Annotated in this window: 26 protein-coding genes; all 26 read left to right on the top strand. The window is 61.3% G+C overall.

Annotated features, from left to right (window positions below; genetic code table 11):
• Positions 1–7 precede the first annotated feature (7 nt).
• The 26 genes from rplD to GR158_RS13435 all read left to right on the top strand — a co-directional run bounded on the left by rplD (position 8) and on the right by GR158_RS13435 (position 15,200).
• Positions 8–628 carry a 50S ribosomal protein L4 gene (gene rplD / locus GR158_RS13310; protein ID WP_134649047.1) on the top strand — a complete coding sequence of 207 codons (621 nt, stop codon included), beginning with the start codon at positions 8–10 and terminating at the stop codon, positions 626–628.
• Entirely contained in the window at positions 625–918 is a 294-nt protein-coding gene (locus GR158_RS13315; RefSeq protein ID WP_117372286.1) for a 50S ribosomal protein L23, read from the top strand. Before rplD ends, GR158_RS13315 begins: the two co-directional genes overlap by 4 nt.
• A 31-nt stretch (positions 919–949) precedes the next feature.
• Positions 950–1,786 carry a 50S ribosomal protein L2 gene (gene rplB / locus GR158_RS13320; RefSeq protein WP_134649048.1) on the top strand — a complete coding sequence of 279 codons (837 nt, stop codon included), beginning with the start codon at positions 950–952 and terminating at the stop codon, positions 1,784–1,786.
• A 16-nt stretch (positions 1,787–1,802) separates the two neighbouring features.
• The gene (gene rpsS, locus GR158_RS13325) at positions 1,803–2,081 is read left to right on the top strand and encodes a 30S ribosomal protein S19 (protein ID WP_023517272.1); all 279 of its coding nucleotides are present in this window, start codon (positions 1,803–1,805) and stop codon (positions 2,079–2,081) included.
• A gap of 2 nt (positions 2,082–2,083) precedes the next feature.
• Positions 2,084–2,473: a 50S ribosomal protein L22 gene (gene rplV / locus GR158_RS13330; RefSeq protein WP_134649049.1), complete on the top strand. Its 390-nt coding sequence runs from the start codon at positions 2,084–2,086 to the stop codon at positions 2,471–2,473.
• A complete protein-coding gene (gene rpsC, locus GR158_RS13335; protein ID WP_064329856.1) occupies positions 2,473–3,204 on the top strand; it encodes a 30S ribosomal protein S3 in 732 nt (243 codons plus the stop codon). The genes rplV and rpsC overlap by 1 nt, the downstream gene beginning before the upstream one ends.
• 38 nt (positions 3,205–3,242) lie before the next feature.
• Positions 3,243–3,656, top strand: coding sequence for a 50S ribosomal protein L16 (rplP, locus tag GR158_RS13340; protein WP_024270440.1), 414 nt, complete (start codon positions 3,243–3,245; stop codon positions 3,654–3,656).
• Between the two features lie 12 nt (positions 3,657–3,668).
• Positions 3,669–3,869, top strand: coding sequence for a 50S ribosomal protein L29 (gene rpmC / locus GR158_RS13345; RefSeq protein ID WP_024270441.1), 201 nt, complete (start codon positions 3,669–3,671; stop codon positions 3,867–3,869).
• A gap of 12 nt (positions 3,870–3,881) precedes the next feature.
• The gene (gene rpsQ / locus GR158_RS13350) at positions 3,882–4,118 is read left to right on the top strand and encodes a 30S ribosomal protein S17 (RefSeq protein ID WP_117372292.1); all 237 of its coding nucleotides are present in this window, start codon (positions 3,882–3,884) and stop codon (positions 4,116–4,118) included.
• A 248-nt stretch (positions 4,119–4,366) separates the two neighbouring features.
• Positions 4,367–4,735 carry a 50S ribosomal protein L14 gene (gene rplN / locus GR158_RS13355; protein WP_117372293.1) on the top strand — a complete coding sequence of 123 codons (369 nt, stop codon included), beginning with the start codon at positions 4,367–4,369 and terminating at the stop codon, positions 4,733–4,735.
• Between the two features lie 12 nt (positions 4,736–4,747).
• Positions 4,748–5,059, top strand: a complete 312-nt coding sequence (rplX, locus tag GR158_RS13360; RefSeq protein WP_117372294.1) for a 50S ribosomal protein L24 — start codon at positions 4,748–4,750, stop codon at positions 5,057–5,059.
• Complete coding sequence (gene rplE / locus GR158_RS13365) at positions 5,052–5,609, top strand: 50S ribosomal protein L5 (RefSeq protein ID WP_134649050.1); 558 nt, start codon at positions 5,052–5,054, stop codon at positions 5,607–5,609. Before rplX ends, rplE begins: the two co-directional genes overlap by 8 nt.
• 33 nt (positions 5,610–5,642) lie before the next feature.
• A complete protein-coding gene (gene rpsN / locus GR158_RS13370; protein WP_134649051.1) occupies positions 5,643–5,948 on the top strand; it encodes a 30S ribosomal protein S14 in 306 nt (101 codons plus the stop codon).
• Between the two features lie 12 nt (positions 5,949–5,960).
• Positions 5,961–6,359 (top strand): 30S ribosomal protein S8, encoded by a 399-nt coding sequence (rpsH, locus tag GR158_RS13375; RefSeq protein ID WP_134649052.1) that lies wholly within the window; start codon positions 5,961–5,963, stop codon positions 6,357–6,359.
• Positions 6,360–6,401: 42 nt separating this feature from the next.
• Positions 6,402–6,935 carry a 50S ribosomal protein L6 gene (rplF, locus tag GR158_RS13380; RefSeq protein WP_160871428.1) on the top strand — a complete coding sequence of 178 codons (534 nt, stop codon included), beginning with the start codon at positions 6,402–6,404 and terminating at the stop codon, positions 6,933–6,935.
• A 12-nt stretch (positions 6,936–6,947) separates the two neighbouring features.
• Positions 6,948–7,310, top strand: a complete 363-nt coding sequence (gene rplR, locus GR158_RS13385) for a 50S ribosomal protein L18 (RefSeq protein WP_134649054.1) — start codon at positions 6,948–6,950, stop codon at positions 7,308–7,310.
• Positions 7,311–7,438: 128 nt separating this feature from the next.
• Positions 7,439–8,005: a 30S ribosomal protein S5 gene (gene rpsE, locus GR158_RS13390; protein WP_134649055.1), complete on the top strand. Its 567-nt coding sequence runs from the start codon at positions 7,439–7,441 to the stop codon at positions 8,003–8,005.
• Between the two features lie 13 nt (positions 8,006–8,018).
• Positions 8,019–8,222 (top strand): 50S ribosomal protein L30, encoded by a 204-nt coding sequence (rpmD, locus tag GR158_RS13395; RefSeq protein WP_119258419.1) that lies wholly within the window; start codon positions 8,019–8,021, stop codon positions 8,220–8,222.
• 13 nt (positions 8,223–8,235) lie between these two features.
• A complete protein-coding gene (rplO, locus tag GR158_RS13400) occupies positions 8,236–8,715 on the top strand; it encodes a 50S ribosomal protein L15 (protein WP_134649056.1) in 480 nt (159 codons plus the stop codon).
• A 316-nt stretch (positions 8,716–9,031) separates the two neighbouring features.
• Positions 9,032–10,372, top strand: coding sequence for a preprotein translocase subunit SecY (gene secY / locus GR158_RS13405; protein ID WP_134649057.1), 1,341 nt, complete (start codon positions 9,032–9,034; stop codon positions 10,370–10,372).
• On the top strand, positions 10,369–10,953 hold the full coding sequence (locus tag GR158_RS13410; protein WP_134649058.1) for an adenylate kinase: 585 nt from the start codon (positions 10,369–10,371) through the stop codon (positions 10,951–10,953). Before secY ends, GR158_RS13410 begins: the two co-directional genes overlap by 4 nt.
• A 228-nt stretch (positions 10,954–11,181) precedes the next feature.
• Complete coding sequence (rpsM, locus tag GR158_RS13415) at positions 11,182–11,550, top strand: 30S ribosomal protein S13 (RefSeq protein WP_134649059.1); 369 nt, start codon at positions 11,182–11,184, stop codon at positions 11,548–11,550.
• 240 nt (positions 11,551–11,790) lie between these two features.
• Complete coding sequence (gene rpsK, locus GR158_RS13420) at positions 11,791–12,180, top strand: 30S ribosomal protein S11 (RefSeq protein ID WP_023513823.1); 390 nt, start codon at positions 11,791–11,793, stop codon at positions 12,178–12,180.
• Positions 12,181–12,280: 100 nt separating this feature from the next.
• On the top strand, positions 12,281–13,291 hold the full coding sequence (locus tag GR158_RS13425) for a DNA-directed RNA polymerase subunit alpha (protein ID WP_134649060.1): 1,011 nt from the start codon (positions 12,281–12,283) through the stop codon (positions 13,289–13,291).
• A gap of 139 nt (positions 13,292–13,430) precedes the next feature.
• Positions 13,431–13,856, top strand: a complete 426-nt coding sequence (gene rplQ / locus GR158_RS13430) for a 50S ribosomal protein L17 (protein WP_134649061.1) — start codon at positions 13,431–13,433, stop codon at positions 13,854–13,856.
• Positions 13,857–14,021: 165 nt separating this feature from the next.
• Positions 14,022–15,200, top strand: coding sequence for a diguanylate cyclase (locus GR158_RS13435; protein ID WP_160871429.1), 1,179 nt, complete (start codon positions 14,022–14,024; stop codon positions 15,198–15,200).

Consider the following 15,200-nt stretch of genomic DNA (forward strand, 5'->3'; position numbering starts at 1 on the left):
CCTGATCATGGATCTCAAAGTCACGACCCTCGCAGGGAAGGACGCCGGCAAGGTTTCCGTTTCCGACGCGATCTTCGGCCTCGAGCCGCGCGAAGACATCATCGCCCGCGTCGTTCGCTGGCAGCTCGCGAAGAAGCAGCAGGGCACGCACCAGTCGCTGACCCGCGGCGAAGTTTCGCGCACCGGCTCCAAGATGTACAAGCAGAAGGGTACGGGCCGCGCTCGTCACCATTCGGCGCGCGCTCCGCAGTTCCGCGGCGGTGCCAAGGCCCACGGCCCGGTATCCCGCAGCCACGCTCACGACCTGCCCAAGCAGGTTCGCGCGCTCGGCCTGCGTCACGCTCTCTCGGCCAAGATCAAGGCTGACGACGTCATCATCATCGACGACCTCGTCGCCGCAGAAGCAAAGACGAAGGCTCTGGCCGCAACGTTCGCTTCGCTCGGCCTCACCAATGTCCTCTTCATCGGCGGCGCTGAACTTGACGGCAACTTCAAGCTCGCAGCACGCAACATCCCGAACGTGGATGTACTGCCGATTCAGGGCATCAACGTTTACGATATCCTGCGCCGCGGCAAGCTCGTGCTCTCCAAGGCTGCTGTAGAAGCCCTCGAGGAGCGGTTCAAATGACGGATCTTCGCCACTACGATGTGATCGTATCTCCTTCGATCACCGAAAAGTCGACGCTGGTATCCGAGAACAACCAGATCGTCTTCAACGTCGCCAAGCGCGCTTCCAAGCCTGAAATCAAGGCTGCCGTGGAAGCTCTCTTCGGCGTCAAGGTCACGGCTGTGAACACGCTCGTCCGCAAGGGCAAGGTAAAGCGTTTCCGCGGCTTCGCCGGCCGGCAGGGAGATGTCAAGAAGGCGATCGTCACGCTTGCTGACGGTCAGTCCATCGACGTCTCCACCGGGCTCTAATCGAGCAGTCGGCTAAAGAGGAAACAAGAAAATGGCATTGAAAAGCTACAACCCGACCACTCCGAGCCAGCGTCAGCTGGTCATCGTCGACCGGTCGGGCCTTTACAAGGGCAAGCCCGTAAAGGCTCTGACCGAGGGTCTCTCCAAGAGCGGTGGCCGTAACAACGCAGGTCGCATCACCGCCCGCTTCATCGGCGGCGGTCACAAGCGTACCTACCGTCTCGTCGACTTCAAGCGTCGCAAGTTCGACGTCGAAGGCACGGTCGAGCGTCTGGAATACGACCCGAACCGCACGGCGTTCATCGCTCTGGTGAACTATGCCGACGGCGAGCAGGCCTATATCCTGGCGCCGCAGCGCCTGGCAGTCGGCGACAAGGTCATCGCGTCCGAGAAGGCCGTTGACGTCAAGCCCGGCAACACCATGCCGCTGCAGTACATGCCGGTCGGTTCGATCGTCCACAACGTCGAGATGAAGCCCGGCAAGGGCGGTCAGATCGCCCGTTCGGCCGGTACGTTCGTCCAGCTGGTCGGTCGCGACCAGGGCATGGCGATCCTTCGCCTGAACTCCGGCGAACAGCGCCTGGTTCACTCGTCCTGCCTCGCAACGATCGGTGCGGTGTCCAACCCGGAACACGGGAACATCAACGACGGCAAGGCCGGCCGCACGCGCTGGCGCGGCAAGACCCCGCACAACCGCGGTGTCGTCATGAACCCCGTCGACCACCCGCATGGTGGTGGTGAAGGCCGCACCTCCGGTGGTCGTCACCCGGTTTCCCCGTGGGGCAAGCCCACCAAGGGCAAGCGGACCCGCTCGAACAAGTCGACCGACAAGTTCATCATGCGCTCGCGCCACTTGAAGAAGAAGTAAGAGAGGTTAGTCAGAAATGGCTCGTTCAGTATGGAAAGGCCCGTTTGTTGACGGCTATCTTCTCAAGAAGGCTGAGAAGGTTCGTGAAGGCGGTCGCAGCGAAGTTATCAAGATCTGGAGCCGTCGCTCCACGATCCTGCCGCAGTTCGTTGGATTGACCTTCGGTGTCTACAACGGCTCCAAGCACATCCCGGTGGCCGTCAATGAAGACATGGTCGGCCACAAGTTTGGTGAATTCGCTCCGACGCGGACCTATTATGGTCACGGCGCGGACAAGAAGGCGAAGAGGAAGTAACGATGGGTAAGGCTAAAGCCGAACGTCGGCTGAAGGATAATGAGGCGCAGGCCGTTGCGCGCACGATCCGCGTCAGCCCCCAGAAGCTCAACCTGCTTGCTGCGCTCATCCGCGGCAAGAAGGTCGATCGCGCCCTTGCAGAACTTGAATTCTCGCGCAAGCGTAGCGCCGAGACCGTCAAGAAGACGCTCGAATCCGCGATTGCAAACGCAGAAAACAACCACGATCTCGACGTCGACAGCCTTGTCGTCGCCGAAGCCTATGTCGGCAAGTCGATCGTCATGAAGCGTTTCCACGCTCGTGGCCGCGGCCGCGCATCGCGGATCGAGAAGCCGTTCTCGCATCTGACGATCGTCGTCCGTGAAGTCGAAGCCAAAGGGGAGGCCGCATAATGGGCCAGAAGATTAATCCGATCGGCTTCCGCCTCGGCATCAACCGTACCTGGGACAGCCGCTGGTTCGCCGACAACGCCGAATACGGCCAGCTGCTTCACGAAGACCTGAAGATCCGCAAGTTCGTTCAGGATGAACTGAAGCAGGCCGGTATCGCCAAGGTCGTCATCGAGCGTCCGCACAAGAAGTGCCGCGTCACGATCCACTCGGCTCGCCCGGGTCTGATCATCGGCAAGAAGGGTGCAGACATCGAAAAGCTCCGTAAGAAGCTTTCCGAGATGACGAACTCCGAAACGCACCTCAACATCGTTGAAGTGCGCAAGCCGGAAGTCGACGCAACCCTCGTTGCACAGTCGATCGCCCAGCAGCTCGAACGTCGCGTGGCTTTCCGCCGTGCGATGAAGCGCGCTGTTCAGTCGGCCATGCGTCTTGGCGCCGAAGGCATCAAGATCACCTGCGCCGGCCGTCTCGGCGGTGCGGAAATCGCCCGTACCGAATGGTACCGCGAAGGCCGCGTTCCGCTTCACACGCTGCGTGCGGACATCGACTACGGTACGGCTGAAGCCGAAACCGCATTCGGTATCTGCGGCATCAAGGTCTGGATCTTCAAGGGCGAAATCCTTGAGCACGATCCGATGGCCTCTGAGCGTCGCGCGAGCGAAAGTGACAGCCAGGGTCCCGCAAGCCGCGAACGCGGTGATCGCGGCGACCGTCGTCGTGAAAACGCGTAACAGTCGCGTTTGGCAGCCAATATCGGAGAAGTAAAAAAATGTTGCAGCCAAAGCGTACCAAGTACCGCAAGCAGTTCAAGGGCCGCATCAAGGGCGTCGCCAAGGGCGGCTCCGAGCTCGCCTTCGGCGAGTTCGGCCTGAAGGCTCAGGAACCGAACCGCGTGAACGCTCGCGAGATCGAAGCGGCCCGCCGTGCGATCACCCGTTACATGAAGCGTGCCGGCCGTGTGTGGATCCGCGTGTTCCCCGACGTTCCCGTCACCGCCAAGCCCACGGAAGTCCGTATGGGTAAGGGTAAGGGTTCGGTCGAATACTGGGCAGCCAAGGTCAAGCCCGGTCGTATGATGTTCGAGATCGACGGTGTCTCCGAGGAGATCGCCCGCGAGGCGCTTCGTCTCGGCTCGGCCAAGCTCTCGGTCAAGACGCGCTTCGTACAGCGCATTGCAGAGTAAGGAGCGAGCGCCATGAAAGCCGCAGACGTCAAGGCGCTCAGCGCCGATCAGCTCAACGAAGAGCTTGCCAAGCTGAAGAAGGAGCAGTTCAACCTGCGCTTCCAGAAGGCCACCGGCCAGCTTGAGAAGACCTCGCGCATCAACGAAGTCCGCAAGGACATCGCACGCGTCAAGACCATTGCCCGCCAGAAGGCGGCAGAAGCCAAGGCCTAAGGACCAAAAAATATGCCGAAACGCATTCTGCAGGGCACTGTTGTCAGCGACAAGAACGACAAGACCGTTGTCGTGCGCGTCGAACGCCGTTTTGCCCATCCCCTGCTTCAGAAGACCGTTCGCCGGTCGAAGAAGTACAAGGCGCATGACGAAACCAACCAGTACAAGGTCGGCGACGTCGTTTCCATCCAGGAATGCGCCCCGATTTCGAAGGACAAGCGCTGGACCGTTGTGGCGGCCCAGGCTTAAAAACAGCTGATTTCGCGCCGGCCCTTGCGTCTGGCGCGAAAACCTGTATGAAGCAGCGCAAGGACGCTCGGAATCACGAGCGTCTTTTGCTTTGAGCGCACGGAAGGTCCGTCGGTTCGCCGAAGGGAAACCACCCTGGCAACACATCTTCCCGCGCGAAGACATGAATTTCCATATGCTGGAACAGGGGGCCTTTCCTTGATCGGGATTGGCCCAACCGGTCTGGTAAAACAAGAAGGCGACCTGACATGATTCAGATGCAGACTAACCTCGACGTCGCGGATAATTCCGGCGCACGTCGTGTCATGTGCATCAAGGTGCTGGGCGGCTCCAAGCGCAAGTACGCTTCCGTTGGCGACGTTATCGTCGTCTCGATCAAGGAAGCTATTCCGCGCGGCCGCGTGAAGAAGGGTGATGTGATGAAGGCGGTCGTTGTTCGCACCGCCAAGGACATCCGCCGCCCCGATGGCAGCGTCATTCGTTTCGACAGCAACGCCGCTGTCCTGATCGACAACAAGAAAGAGCCTATCGGCACCCGTATCTTCGGACCGGTTCCGCGCGAGCTTCGCGCCAAGAACCACATGAAGATCATCTCGCTGGCTCCCGAAGTACTCTAAGGAGCGATGGCTATGCAAAAGATTCGCAAGGGCGACAAGGTCGTCGTACTCACCGGCAAGGACAAGGGCCGTACCGGTGAAGTTGTGCAGGTGCTGCCGAAGGAAGACCGCGCGGTCGTCAAGGGTATCAACCTGGTGAAGCGTCACCAGCGCCAGACCCAGACCCAGGAAGCCGGCATCATCACCAAGGAAGCTTCGATCCATCTGTCGAACATCGCCATCGCCGACCCCAAGGACGGCAAGCCGACCCGCGTTGGCTTCAAGGTTGAAGGCGACAAGAAGGTTCGTGTTGCAAAGCGTTCGGGAGTGTCGATCGATGGCTGACACCAAGTATGAGCCGCGGCTCAAGAAGGAATATGTCGAGCGTATCCGCAAGGCGCTTATGGAGCAGTTCTCCTACGCCAACGAGATGCAGATCCCGCGCCTCGACAAGATCGTGATCAACATGGGCGTTGGCGAAGCCACGGGCGACTCGAAGAAGCCTTCGGTTGCCGCCGCTGACCTCGCGGCGATCGCCGGCCAGAAGCCGGTCATCACGCGCGCCCGCAACTCCATCGCCGGCTTCAAGCTGCGCGAAGGCATGCCGATCGGTGCGAAGGTTACCCTTCGCGGCGCCCGCATGTACGAATTTCTGGATCGCCTCGTGAACATCGCGCTGCCCCGCGTACGCGACTTCCGTGGTCTGAACCCGAAGTCCTTCGATGGCCGTGGCAACTTCGCCATGGGTATCAAGGAGCACATTGTGTTCCCTGAGATCAACTACGACAAGGTTGATCAGATGTGGGGCATGGACATCATCGTTTGCACGACGGCCCCGACGGACGACGAAGCGCGCGCTCTTCTGAAAGAGTTCAGCTTCCCGTTCCGCGCCTGACCGTAACGACAAGCGTAAAGAAGGATTACTGTTATGGCTAAAACCAGCGCAGTCGAGAAGAACAAGCGCCGCCGCAAACTGGTTGCAAACCAGGCTGCAAAGCGCGCCGCCCTCAAGGCGATCATCCAGAACCAGGCTCTTCCGATCGAAGAGCGCTTCAAGGCTACCCTGAAGCTTGCCGAACTGCCGCGCAATGGCTCCAAGACCCGCATCCGCAACCGTTGCGAAGTCACGGGCCGCCCGCGTGCATTCTATCGTAAGCTCAAGATGTCGCGTATCGCGCTTCGCGAGCTGGGCAATCTCGGCAAGGTGCCGGGCATCGTCAAGTCGAGCTGGTAAGGAGACGGGTACATGGCAATGACTGATCCCCTGGGCGATATGCTCACCCGTATCCGCAACGGTGCTGCTCGCCGCAAGTCCAGCGTTTCCACGCCGGCTTCCAAGCTGCGCGCACGCGTTCTGGACGTCCTTCAGGCTGAAGGCTACATCCGCGGATACTCCGAAGTCGAATTCGGCAACGGCAAGTCCGAGCTGAGCATCGAACTCAAGTACTACGAAGGCGCGTCCGTGATCCGCAAGATCGACCGCGTCTCCAAGCCGGGCCGCCGGGTCTATGTCTCGGTCAAGTCCATTCCGCAGGTCGCGAACGGCCTCGGCATCACCATCCTTTCGACCCCGAAGGGCGTGATGGCCGATCACCAGGCACGCGAACAGAACGTTGGTGGCGAGGTTCTTTGCTCGATCTTCTAAGATCGGGCATGGATCTCCATAACGAACAGACAGGATAAAACAATGTCTCGTATCGGTAAGAAGCCCGTTCCGGTTCCCGCTGGTGTTACCGCGACCGTCGATGGTCAGAAGGTCACCGCGAAGGGCCCGAAGGGCGAACTGTTCTTCGTCGCAAACGACGAAGTTTCGGTAAAGCTCGAAGACAACGCCGTTGTCGTCCAGCCGACCAGCCAGTCGAAGGATGCTCGTTCCAAGTGGGGCATGTCCCGCACGATGCTCGAGAACATCTTCAAGGGTGTCAAGGACGGCTACGAGCGCAAGCTCGAAATCAACGGCGTCGGTTACCGCGCGTCGCTGCAGGGCAAGAACCTGCAGCTGGCACTCGGCTTCAGCCACGACGTCGTCTACCAGACGCCGGAAGGCATCACGATCGCTGTTCCGAAGCCGACCGAAATCATCGTGTCCGGCATCAGCAAGCAGCAGGTCGGCCAGGTCGCTGCGGAAATCCGCGAGTACCGTGGCCCCGAGCCCTACAAGGGCAAGGGCGTCAAGTACGCGGAAGAACGCATCGTCCGCAAGGAAGGCAAGAAGAAGTAAGGATCACGCGAAATGGCTAGCACCAAAGAAGCTCTCGTGCGCCGCGCCAACCGCGTGCGCCGTTCCCTCAAGGCGGTGGCCAATGGCCGTCCGCGCCTGTCGGTTCATCGCTCGTCGAAGAACATCTACGTACAGGTTATCGATGACGTGGCCGGCAAGACGCTTGCGTCCGCCTCCACGCTCGACACCGATCTGCGTTCGTCGCTGAAGACGGGCGCCGACACGGCAGCAGCCGCTGCCGTCGGCAAGCTCATTGCCGAGCGCGCAGTCAAGGCCGGCGTCAAGGACGTCGTCTTCGATCGTGGCGCCTTCCTCTATCACGGCCGCGTCAAGGCTCTTGCCGACGCTGCTCGTGAAGGTGGCCTGAACTTCTGATCATTCGGCCGGGCGCCTCGGCGCCCCGCCGGTTTCAGCAGGGTATCCGTCGCTTCCATTTGCTTTAAAATGGGGGCGACTTTCGTCAATCTGCCGATTGCACCCGGAAAAGAAAAAGGAAAAGGACAATGGCACAGGAAAAGCGCGGTCGCGATGACCGCCAGAACCGCGAAGAGCGCGACAGCGAGTTTGTCGACAAGCTCGTCGCGATCAACCGCGTCGCGAAGGTCGTCAAGGGCGGCCGTCGTTTCGGTTTTGCAGCACTCGTCGTCGTCGGCGACCAGAAGGGCCGCGTCGGCTTCGGCCACGGCAAGGCTCGTGAAGTTCCGGAAGCAATCCGGAAGGCCACGGAAGCCGCCAAGCGCGACCTGATTTTCGTTCCGCTGCGCTCGGGCCGCACGCTGCACCACGACGTGCACGGCCGTCACGGCGCCGGCAAGGTTCTGCTTCGTTCGGCCAAGGCCGGTACCGGTATCATCGCCGGTGGTCCGATGCGCGCCGTCTTCGAAACGCTCGGCGTTCACGACGTCGTCGCCAAGTCGACCGGTTCGTCGAACCCCTACAACATGATCCGTGCGACGTTCGACGCTCTCAAGAGCCAGATGCACCCGAAGGACATCGCAGCACAGCGCGGCCTCAAGTACGCCACGCTGCAGGCTCGCCGCCAGTCCGCCGGCGTCGCTGCCGAAGAATAAGGAGCCCTGATCCATGGCTAAGAAAGAAACCGCCAAGAAGACGGTGACTGTCGAGCAGATCGGCAGCCCCATCCGCCGTCCGGCCGTTCAGCGCGCGACGCTGGTCGGCCTGGGCCTGAACAAGATGCACCGGGTCCGTACGCTGGAAGACACGCCGTCTGTCCGCGGCATGATCCGCGCCGTCCAGCACCTCGTCCGCGTCGTCGACGAGAAGTGAGGGAGACAAGATCATGAAACTGAATGAAATCAAGGACAACGAAGGCTCTTCGAAGAACCGCAAGCGGCTCGGCCGCGGTATCGGTTCCGGCAAGGGCAAGACCGGTGGTCGCGGTGTCAAGGGTCAGAAGGCGCGTTCGGGCGTTGCGATCAACGGCTTCGAAGGCGGTCAGATGCCCATCTACCGTCGCCTGCCGAAGCGCGGCTTCACGAACATCTTCTCGTCCGACTTCAACGTCGTTTCGCTGGAGCGCGTTCAGAAGGCCATCGACGCCGGCAAGCTCGACGGCAAGGCAACGGTCGATGCCGCAGCCCTCAAGGCCGCCGGCATCATCCGCCGCATCAAGGACGGCGTTCGCATCCTCGCCGACGGCGAACTGAAGGCCAAGGTCGCTTTCGAAGTGGCCGGTGCTTCCAAGCCGGCGATCGAGAAGATCGAAAAGGCCGGCGGCTCGATCAAGCTGCTGGTGGCAGCAGCCGAAGCTGCCGAATAATTCCACGAAATAGTCGCCCGGTGTGCTTCACACCGGGCGATTTTGCTCCCATATGTGAGCCTCACAACGGCAGACGGATTCTCAAATCCGCATCGTTATCCGGAATTAAAACCAGGGTGAGGCCGGGATTGCTTGACAATCCGCGTTTCAACCGGTTTAGGCTCCATCCGCCCGATTTGCCGCAACGGCAGAAGGGCACGACCAATTTCAGCATATGCGCATTGCCCGGGCAGGGCAGGGTGCGAATGCCAACGGATAAGCCATTCCGGACCTGGCCGGGCGTCGCCGCCGCCGGATTGGCTACGCGGAGAAATGCATGGCTTCGGCAGCGGAACAACTTGCCTCTAATCTGAACTTCTCGACTTTCGCCAAGGCGGAAGACCTGAAGAAGCGTCTCTGGTTCACGCTGGGCGCGCTGCTCGTCTATCGTCTCGGCACCTATATTCCGTTGCCGGGCCTCAATCCCGATGCCTTCGCGCAGGCCTTCCGCGGCCAGTCGGGCGGTATCCTCGGCCTCTTCAACATGTTCTCCGGCGGCGCCGTCGAGCGCATGGCGATCTTCGCGCTCGGCATCATGCCGTACATTTCCGCGTCGATCATCGTGCAGCTGATGACGTCCGTCGTTCCTTCGCTCGAACAGCTGAAGAAGGAAGGCGAGCAGGGCCGCAAGATCATCAACCAGTACACCCGCTACGGTACGGTGCTGCTCGGCACGCTGCAGGCCTACGGCATCGCTGTCGGCCTCGAAAGCGGGGCAGGGCTCGTCAACGATCCGGGCTGGTTCTTCCGCATTTCCACCGTCATTTCGCTGCTCGGCGGCACCATGTTCCTGATGTGGCTGGGTGAGCAGATCACGTCGCGCGGCATCGGCAACGGCATTTCGCTGATCATCTTCGCCGGCATCGTGGCGGCACTTCCCGGCGCACTGGCCGGTACGCTCGAACTCAGCCGCACCGGCGCTCTGTCGATCGGCGTCGTCATCGCGGTCGTCGTCATGGCGGTCGGCGTCATCGCGCTCATCGTCTTCGTCGAACGCGCCCAGCGCCGTCTGCTGATCCAGTATCCGAAGCGACAGGTCGGCAACCGCATGTTCCAGGGCGACACGTCGCACCTGCCGCTGAAGCTGAACACGGCGGGCGTTATCCCGGCGATCTTCGCGTCCTCGCTGCTGCTCTTGCCGGCAACGCTCGCGGGCTTCTCCAACACGTCGGAGCTGCCGTCCTGGGCGACGTCGATCATTGCCGCGCTCGGCCATGGCCGTCCGCTCTACATGGCGCTCTATGCCGCCATGATCGCCTTCTTCGCCTTCTTCTACACGGCCATCGTCTTCAATCCGAAGGACACGGCCGATAACCTGAAGAAGCACGGCGGCTTCATCCCGGGCATCCGCCCCGGCGAGCGCACCGCCGAATATATCGATTACGTGCTGACCCGTATTACGGTGATCGGCGCTGCCTACCTGATGTTCGTCTGTATTCTTCCTGAAATTCTCATCGCTCAGACAGGTGTGCCCTTCTACCTTGGTGGTACATCGCTTTTGATTGTTGTCAGCGTGACCTTGGATACGGTAGCACAGATACAGGGTCATCTGATCGCCCAGCAGTACGAAGGGCTGATCAAGAAGTCGAAGCTGCGTGGAGGTAAGAGGGGACGATGAGACTGATTTTTCTGGGCCCGCCGGGTGCCGGCAAGGGAACGCAGGCCAAGCTGCTGACCGAAAAGTACGGCATCCCGCAGCTTTCCACGGGGGATATGCTCCGCGCGGCCGTTGCCGCCGGCACGGATGTCGGAAAGCGCGCCAAGGCCGTCATGGATGCCGGCCAGCTGGTTTCGGATGCGATCGTCAACGAGATCGTGTCCGACCGGGTCGCCGAGCCGGATTGCGCCAAGGGGTTCATTCTCGACGGTTATCCGCGCACGGTTCCGCAGGCCGAAGCCCTCGACCGGATCCTGGCCGACAAGGGCATCGCGCTGGACGCGGTCATTGAGCTGAAGGTCGACGAGGATGCGCTGGTCAAGCGCATGGAGAACCGCGTCGCCGAAACGATCGCCGCCGGCGGCACCGTCCGCTCCGACGACAATGCCGAATCGTTCAAGCGCCGGCTGACCGAATACCGCGAGAAGACCGCGCCGCTGTCGAACTATTATGCTTCGACCGGCAAGCTTCAGACCGTCGACGGCATGGCCAATGTCGACAAGGTGACCGCCGAGATCGACGGAATCCTCGAGAGCGCCTGATATCAGGCAAAAAGGAACGGCTGGGGAGTTGACTTTTTCGGCCGATTCCCCTTAAGACAGCGCCAACTCGCGACATGCCATTGCGATCGGCGCGGATTTCCAGATGAGAAGTCCGGGTGCGGTCCTTTTGGTGCGTACCGAACATCGATTGAGCGTTGCGGCTTTCGAGGCCGTTTCAAATGAAGAAGACCACTTGCCGGATGGCAACTGGAAGCAAGGAGAACAGGCGTGGCACGTATCGCTGGCGTCAACATCCCGACTGCAAAGCGCGTAGTCATCGCGCTGACCTACATTCACGGGATCGGCCCGAAGTTTGCAAAGGAAATCATCGAGAAGGTCGGTATCCCGGCTGATCGTCGCGTTCACCAGCTGACGGACGCGGAAGTCCTTCAGATCCGTGAAGCCATCGACCGCGACTACCAGGTCGAAGGCGACCTGCGTCGCGAAACCTCGATGAACATCAAGCGTCTCATGGACCTCGGTTGCTACCGTGGCCTGCGTCACCGCCGCAGCCTCCCGGTTCGCGGTCAGCGCACGCACACCAATGCCCGCACCCGCAAGGGCCCGGCCAAGGCCATCGCAGGCAAGAAGAAGTAATTTCCCGGAAACGGGGAACGGGAGGCTGGCGCTTCGCGCCGGCCTCTTTTGAGTTTCGAGCAGGGGCTTGCTTCAGTCGGGGCCCTGGTCGGTGGAGCTGCTGGTATTACGGCAGTGACGATATCGCCGCACGCATCGCCTGAAGGCCGCGTGCAATTGTTATTCAGGGAAGGGGTGCTGCCCCGACCCGGTGGAGCCGCTGGCATTACGGCGGTGTCGAGATCAACGAAAGGACTATCCATGGCCAAGGAAGCCGCACGCGTCCGCCGTCGCGAACGCAAGAACATCACCTCGGGTGTTGCTCACGTCAATTCTTCGTTCAACAACACGATGATCACCATCACGGACGCACAGGGCAACGCCATTGCCTGGTCGTCGGCCGGCGCAAAGGGCTTCAAGGGCTCGCGCAAGTCGACCCCGTTCGCTGCCCAGATCGCTGCCGAAGACTGCGCCAAGAAGGCCCAGGAACACGGCATGAAGTCGCTGGAAGTCGAAGTCTGCGGCCCGGGTTCGGGTCGCGAATCGGCTCTGCGCGCCCTCCAGGCTGCCGGCTTCATGATCACGTCCATCCGCGACGTGACCCCGATCCCGCACAACGGTTGCCGCCCGCGCAAGAAGCGTCGCGTCTGATCATCGCATTCGAACTGCCGGAAAAGCCGGTCGGCTTTTCCGGAACTTCAGGGCTCGGTCGCCACGATTGGATGGTGGCGGCGAACGGAAGGCAAAACATATGATCCAGAAAAACTGGCAGGAACTGATCAAGCCGAACAAGGTGGAGTTCACCTCCTCCGGCCGCACCAAGGCAAGCCTTGTTGCCGAGCCGCTGGAGCGTGGCTTCGGCCTGACGCTCGGCAACGCGCTGCGGCGCGTGCTCCTGTCGTCGCTGCGCGGTGCGGCTGTTACCGCCGTGCAGATCGACGGCGTCCTGCACGAGTTCTCCTCCATCCCGGGCGTCCGGGAAGATGTGACGGACATCGTGCTCAACATCAAGGAAATCGCCATCAAGATGGATGGCGATGACGCGAAGCGTATGGTCGTGCGCAAGCAGGGTCCGGGCGTCGTGACGGCTGGTGACATCCAGACGGTCGGCGACATCGAGATCCTGAACCCCGAGCATGTCATCTGCACCCTCGACGAGGGCGCGGAGATCCGCATGGAGTTCACGGTCAACAATGGCAAGGGCTATGTCCCGGCTGACCGCAACCGTTCCGAAGACGCACCGATCGGCCTCATCCCGGTCGACAGCCTCTACTCGCCGGTCAAGAAAGTGTCCTACAAGGTGGAAAACACCCGCGAAGGCCAGGTTCTCGACTACGACAAGCTGACGATGACCATCGAAACCGACGGTTCCGTCACGGGCGAGGATGCGATCGCGTTCGCGGCCCGCATTCTTCAGGACCAGCTCTCGGTCTTCGTCAACTTCGACGAGCCGCAGAAGGAAGCCGAGGAAGAATCGGTCACCGAACTGGCGTTCAACCCGGCGCTCCTCAAGAAGGTCGACGAACTGGAACTGTCCGTCCGTTCGGCGAACTGCCTGAAGAACGACAACATCGTCTATATCGGCGATCTCATTCAGAAGACCGAAGCCGAAATGCTTCGCACTCCGAATTTTGGTCGCAAGTCGCTCAACGAGATCAAGGAAGTTCTCGCTTCCATGGGCCTGCACCTCGGCATGGAAGTGCCGGCATGGCCGCCCGAGAACATCGAAGATCTCGCCAAGCGCTACGAAGACCAGTACTGATGCCGCACGCGCCCCTTCGGGGGCGCGCAAGGCTGGCCTCAGCAAGATCAACGCGTATGGACATGGTTTCGCGGAACGCGAGACGGACATGCGCCCCGTCAAACGGCAGGCAACTGCCTGCATGTGAAGGAGAACCGAGATGCGCCACCAGAATTCCGGTCGCAAACTCAACCGTACCGCCAGCCACCGCAAGGCGATGTTCGCCAACATGGCTGCTTCGCTCATCCAGCATGAGCAGATCGTAACCACGCTGCCGAAGGCGAAGGAAATTCGTCCGATCGTCGAGAAGCTCGTCACCCTCGGCAAGCGCGGCGACCTGCACGCTCGCCGTCAGGCGATCTCGCAGATCCGTGACGTTGCCGTCGTTTCGAAGCTGTTCGACGCGATCGCGACCCGTTACGCCAACCGCAACGGCGGCTACCTGCGCATCATGAAGGCCGGCTACCGCCACGGCGACAACGCTCCGCTCGCCGTCATCGAATTCGTCGAGCGCGACGTCGATGCCAAGGGCGCAGCCGACAAGGCCCGCGTTGCTGCCGAAGCTGAAGCTGCCGAAGCCGCATGATCTGATTCGTTCCTCTGGAACGGTCGAAAGCCGGACGCGCAAGCGTCCGGCTTTTTGCGTTTCATCTATTTTTGTAGGCGCGTAGGATTTCGTAAACCATGTCCCTAGGTAGTGTTTTCAGTCCTGCTGGTTAAGGTGCAGGTGAAATCCAATCGAGTTCGGGTGATGGACGACAACTTCGCTTTTCTGCTGCCAGTGGTCCTCAGCCTGTTTGGCGTCGCGTTCCTCGTCGTTGCCCGCTACGGCAATCGTGCAGCGCTGTTCTGGGGTGGCGGTTATCTCTGCGCCGCGCTTGGCTTCCTGGCACCGCTGCTTCTTGCGGTCTTGCCCGCGCCGGTGGTTGCCCTGGTGGCGGAAGCGGTTTTCGTCTGCGCCTTTCTTCTCTACAGCCAGGCGCTCATTTGCCATTTTAATGCACCACGCATCCTGGCGCTGCGCGGTGCAATCGCCGTGCTTGGTTATGCCGCGATCGCCGTGGCGGTGCTTGGCGCCGGCAGCCTTCGCTACGAACTGTTCCTGAGCGACATCACCTGCGGCCTTCTGCTGGTCGCGGCCATGGTCTCCATACGCTTCCGGTTGCGTGCTCCCGTGGACAAGGCGCTGTTTGCCGCCTCGGTCTTCGTGGTTCTCGAGACACTCGTCCGGACGCTCGTGTTCTTCTTCATCGCCGCTTCGCCCGCCATCGACGATTTCGTGGGCTCGCCTTATGCCTATGTGATGCAGATCACCTCCACGGTCGGTGCGCTGCTTCTGGCGCTGACGGCGCTTGCATCCGTCGCGCTGCGTATCCTCGACGGCCACAGGAAAGATGCGGAGGAGGACCCGTTGACCGGCCTGCTCAACCGGCGCGGTTTCGAGCAGTTCATCGGCGAGGGCGGACGGACGGCAAGGAACGAGGCTGCGATCATCGTGGCCGATATCGACTGGTTCAAGGCGATCAATGATCATTTCGGGCACGCCGCCGGCGATGAGGCGATCCGCGAGGTCGCGCGTCTCCTGCGGGCGGTGTCCTGGCCGGGCCTTGCCGTCGCGCGTTTCGGCGGAGAGGAGTTCATCGCCTACCTGCCGAACTGCCGCCTGCCGGATGCGCATATGCTGGCCAACACCGTCCGCATCGCGCTGGCGGAGCGCGACTTGAGCGGCATCGGCATCGACCGGGCAATCACGGCAAGCTTCGGCGTCGCGGTCACGGCGGCGGGCGACCATACGATCCACGATGCGATCAGCCGTGCCGACCGGTTGCTCTATCTGGCAAAGAGCAGCGGCCGCAACCGGGTCGTCAGCAATGCCGCCGAGGGCGTGCAGCCGGCGGCGGGCCCGCGGCTCTTCGTCGTACGCGACTGA

Source organism: Shinella sp. AETb1-6, from assembly GCF_009826875.1.
In the GTDB taxonomy this organism is placed as follows: domain Bacteria; phylum Pseudomonadota; class Alphaproteobacteria; order Rhizobiales; family Rhizobiaceae; genus Shinella; species Shinella sumterensis.

Bases quoted from the DNA above. Each gene is read 5' to 3' on its own strand.
- rpsS (WP_023517272.1), top strand. From the start codon at position 1,803: ATGGCTCGTTCAGTATGGAAAGGCCCGTTTGTTGACGGCTATCTTCTC.
- rplF (WP_160871428.1), top strand. From the start codon at position 6,402: ATGTCTCGTATCGGTAAGAAGCCCGTTCCGGTTCCCGCTGGTGTTACC.
- rplD (WP_134649047.1), top strand. From the start codon at position 8: ATGGATCTCAAAGTCACGACCCTCGCAGGGAAGGACGCCGGCAAGGTT.
- rpmD (WP_119258419.1), top strand. From the start codon at position 8,019: ATGGCTAAGAAAGAAACCGCCAAGAAGACGGTGACTGTCGAGCAGATC.
- rplR (WP_134649054.1), top strand. From the start codon at position 6,948: ATGGCTAGCACCAAAGAAGCTCTCGTGCGCCGCGCCAACCGCGTGCGC.
- rplE (WP_134649050.1), top strand. From the start codon at position 5,052: ATGGCTGACACCAAGTATGAGCCGCGGCTCAAGAAGGAATATGTCGAG.
- rplO (WP_134649056.1), top strand. From the start codon at position 8,236: ATGAAACTGAATGAAATCAAGGACAACGAAGGCTCTTCGAAGAACCGC.
- rplX (WP_117372294.1), top strand. From the start codon at position 4,748: ATGCAAAAGATTCGCAAGGGCGACAAGGTCGTCGTACTCACCGGCAAG.
- rpsN (WP_134649051.1), top strand. From the start codon at position 5,643: ATGGCTAAAACCAGCGCAGTCGAGAAGAACAAGCGCCGCCGCAAACTG.
- rplP (WP_024270440.1), top strand. From the start codon at position 3,243: ATGTTGCAGCCAAAGCGTACCAAGTACCGCAAGCAGTTCAAGGGCCGC.
- rpsE (WP_134649055.1), top strand. From the start codon at position 7,439: ATGGCACAGGAAAAGCGCGGTCGCGATGACCGCCAGAACCGCGAAGAG.
- rpsQ (WP_117372292.1), top strand. From the start codon at position 3,882: ATGCCGAAACGCATTCTGCAGGGCACTGTTGTCAGCGACAAGAACGAC.
- GR158_RS13425 (WP_134649060.1), top strand. From the start codon at position 12,281: ATGATCCAGAAAAACTGGCAGGAACTGATCAAGCCGAACAAGGTGGAG.
- rpsK (WP_023513823.1), top strand. From the start codon at position 11,791: ATGGCCAAGGAAGCCGCACGCGTCCGCCGTCGCGAACGCAAGAACATC.
- rplN (WP_117372293.1), top strand. From the start codon at position 4,367: ATGATTCAGATGCAGACTAACCTCGACGTCGCGGATAATTCCGGCGCA.
- rplV (WP_134649049.1), top strand. From the start codon at position 2,084: ATGGGTAAGGCTAAAGCCGAACGTCGGCTGAAGGATAATGAGGCGCAG.
- GR158_RS13315 (WP_117372286.1), top strand. From the start codon at position 625: ATGACGGATCTTCGCCACTACGATGTGATCGTATCTCCTTCGATCACC.
- rpmC (WP_024270441.1), top strand. From the start codon at position 3,669: ATGAAAGCCGCAGACGTCAAGGCGCTCAGCGCCGATCAGCTCAACGAA.
- secY (WP_134649057.1), top strand. From the start codon at position 9,032: ATGGCTTCGGCAGCGGAACAACTTGCCTCTAATCTGAACTTCTCGACT.
- rplB (WP_134649048.1), top strand. From the start codon at position 950: ATGGCATTGAAAAGCTACAACCCGACCACTCCGAGCCAGCGTCAGCTG.
- GR158_RS13410 (WP_134649058.1), top strand. From the start codon at position 10,369: ATGAGACTGATTTTTCTGGGCCCGCCGGGTGCCGGCAAGGGAACGCAG.
- rpsC (WP_064329856.1), top strand. From the start codon at position 2,473: ATGGGCCAGAAGATTAATCCGATCGGCTTCCGCCTCGGCATCAACCGT.
- rpsH (WP_134649052.1), top strand. From the start codon at position 5,961: ATGGCAATGACTGATCCCCTGGGCGATATGCTCACCCGTATCCGCAAC.
- GR158_RS13435 (WP_160871429.1), top strand. From the start codon at position 14,022: ATGGACGACAACTTCGCTTTTCTGCTGCCAGTGGTCCTCAGCCTGTTT.
- rplQ (WP_134649061.1), top strand. From the start codon at position 13,431: ATGCGCCACCAGAATTCCGGTCGCAAACTCAACCGTACCGCCAGCCAC.